Origin of the sequence: Saccharopolyspora sp. NPDC002686, assembly GCF_040295745.1 — a bacterium.
In the GTDB taxonomy this organism is placed as follows: domain Bacteria; phylum Actinomycetota; class Actinomycetes; order Mycobacteriales; family Pseudonocardiaceae; genus Saccharopolyspora; species Saccharopolyspora oryzae.
In genome coordinates this window covers 1-1280 of the sequence record NZ_JBEOVY010000667.1, presented here as the reverse complement: position 1 = coordinate 1280, position 1280 = coordinate 1, and the positions used below count along the sequence as shown (strand labels likewise).

Annotated in this window: 1 protein-coding gene; it reads left to right on the top strand. The window is 65.4% G+C overall.

What is annotated here, in order from left to right; translation table 11 throughout:
• Positions 1-530 precede the first annotated feature (530 nt).
• On the top strand, positions 531-1175 hold the full coding sequence (locus tag ABTZ89_RS38765) for a transglycosylase family protein (protein ID WP_270948200.1): 645 nt from the start codon (positions 531-533) through the stop codon (positions 1173-1175).
• Positions 1176-1280: the final 105 nt, after the last annotated feature.

Genomic DNA, 1280 nt, shown 5'->3' with positions numbered 1-1280 from the left:
GTTCTCGATGTCTGTGGGTTTTTATACATTAACCTCTCTAACACAGATGCTGTGGGTGTTTTGTCGTCAGCGGGCCACCACGGCCCGGCCGCGGCCTTTCCGTCTGCGTCGGCACTGATCGGATTCGGTTGATCGCGCTCCGTATTAACTCACTTGGGTTAGTCGTGGTCCGCATCTCACAGTGGGTGATTGATTTTCGATTTTTAGATTGCCGAACGATAACGAGGCGACCTGGTAAAACGCCGACATCGCGGCGATCTTGCTGGCGTTTCTATGACGATGGTCACTCTCTGATGGTTTGGTCTCCGGAATCTCGCTACGTAGCGTGGCCCTCCGTCGGCACCCCCGAAGCCGACCGAGCAAGACCGGAAGTCCGCAGCGCCGAACCCTGCCCGGCGGACTTTTCGAACCCCCGACACGCATCAGGGGCAGGGGCCTGACGACCCGCGGCGGCAGTTCGCACCGGGCCGATCCCGATCGGCTCAGCGCGCCGCCACCGGTGCCAGCGCAGGCATTGCTGGAGACGAAACATGGCTTTCTCCCGAGGCAAGCACCGCAAGTCCGCCACCGGCCGCAACCTCGCCCGGGTGGCGCTGGCCGGCGCGGTCGTCGCCACGCCGTTCGCCCTGGCCGCGCCCGCCAACGCCGCGTCGACGTCCACCTGGGACGCGGTCGCGCAGTGCGAGAGCGGTGGCAACTGGTCGATCAACACCGGCAACGGCTACTACGGCGGCCTGCAGTTCAACGCTTCCACCTGGGCTGCCTACGGCGGCACCAGCTACGCCTCGAACGCTTCGCAGGCCAGCAAGGCCCAGCAGATCGCGGTCGCCGAGCGCGTGCTCCAGGCCCAGGGCCCCGGCGCCTGGCCGGTGTGCTCGAAGAAGGCCGGCCTGACCAAGGGCGGCGGCACCGAGCACCAGGACGTCGCTTCGGGCAGCACCAGCAAGAAGGTCACCCCGAAGACCGAGACCAAGCAGCAGACCAAGACCGAGACGAAGACCCAGGTCAAGAAGACCGTGTCGGTCGAGGGCACCTACACCGTCCAGTCCGGCGACACGCTGGGCACGATCGCCGAGAAGCACGGCGTCGACTGGAAGAAGCTCTTCGAGCTGAACAAGGACGTCGTCAAGGACGCGAACCTGATCTTCCCGGGTCAGCAGCTGACCCTGAAGTGACCCACCTGGTCCGCGGGACCAGGTGATCCACGGGGAACCCCGCCTGCCTCTCTCCGGCGGGGTTCCCCGTGCTTCTTCGAGGGCTCGCGGCCGAACTCCGCTCAT

Coding starts and splice junctions, on each gene's coding strand:
- ABTZ89_RS38765 (WP_270948200.1), top strand. CDS start 531: ATGGCTTTCTCCCGAGGCAAGCACCGCAAGTCCGCCACCGGCCGCAAC.